Annotated in this window: 1 protein-coding gene and 1 pseudogene; both read left to right on the top strand. The window is 38.5% G+C overall.

Features of this window, described 5'->3' with window-relative positions:
• Positions 1 to 229, top strand: a pseudogene (locus DK188_RS21340) (transposase); the annotation flags it as partial.
• Positions 214 to 1,056 (top strand): IS3 family transposase, encoded by an 843-nt coding sequence (locus DK188_RS21335; protein ID WP_317046889.1) that lies wholly within the window; start codon positions 214 to 216, stop codon positions 1,054 to 1,056. The pseudogene DK188_RS21340 and the gene DK188_RS21335, both read left to right, overlap by 16 nt.
• Positions 1,057 to 1,064: the final 8 nt, after the last annotated feature.

The raw sequence follows: 1,064 nt of genomic DNA, 5'->3' as shown, positions 1-1,064 counted from the left end.
CAAATGGATATCACTTTATGATGAAAAAGGCGCCGAAGGTTTAGCAAGGAAACAAAGTGAACCAAAATTACCCATGGCCAAAAGAATCAAAAAGCCCATAACCAAGGAAGACGAGCTGCTGCAAGAATTAGCTTCCCTGAGAGCTGAAAATGCCTATTTAAAAAAGCTCCATGCCTTAATTCAAGCCGACAAAGAGAAAGAAGAAAAGCGGAAATCATCCAGGAATTAAGGCAGTCTCATGCATTATCAGATCTGTTAGTGCATGCGGGGATGGCCAGAAGTACATTTTATTATCACCTAAAACAATCCAGAAAACCGGATAAATATCTGGAAGCCAAAAAGGCTATTTCTAGGCTCTATAGGGAGCATAAGGGGCGAATGGGCTACAGACGTATTAAACTTCAACTTAGAAATGAAGGCATGGCTCTCAATCATAAAACAGTTTTGAGATTGATGCAGGAATTGGGAATCCAGAGTTTGATCCGGACAAAAAAATACAAATCCTATAAAGGGGAATTGGGCAAAGTCGCTCCAAATCTTTTAGAGCGCAACTTTAAAGCCTCCATGCCAAATGAAAAATGGGCTACCGATATTACCGAGTTTAAAGTCACTGACAAAAAGCTCTACTTGTCTCCGATCATTGATATGTTCAACGGAGAAATCATCAGTTATACTATGTCAGAAAATGCCAAGCTAAAGCCTGTAATTGATATGTTAGAGCAGGTGGAACGCCCTATTGCGAAGGACAAACCCGTAATTATGCAATCAGACCAAGGATGGCACTACCAAATGAAATTGTATCAGGATACATTACACAAAAAGAACATTGTACCCAGCATGTCTAGAAAAGGCAACTGTTTGGACAATGCCATAATCGAAAATTTCTTCGGCACACTTAAATGCGAACTGTTCTACCTAAAACAGTACACGTCAATATCAGAGCTCAAAAAAGAAATCAAAGAATACATCCATTACTATAATCACAAACGAATCCGATTGAATCTAAACGGAATGAGTCCAGTGAATTATCGGATACATTCACTAAATTCAACTTAATTAAAAAA

Source organism: Algoriphagus litoralis (assembly GCF_003259255.1).
Lineage (GTDB): Bacteria > Bacteroidota > Bacteroidia > Cytophagales > Cyclobacteriaceae > Algoriphagus > Algoriphagus litoralis.
The sequence above is the reverse complement of the archived record's forward strand: the minus strand, read 5'-3'. Positions and strand labels throughout refer to the sequence as shown.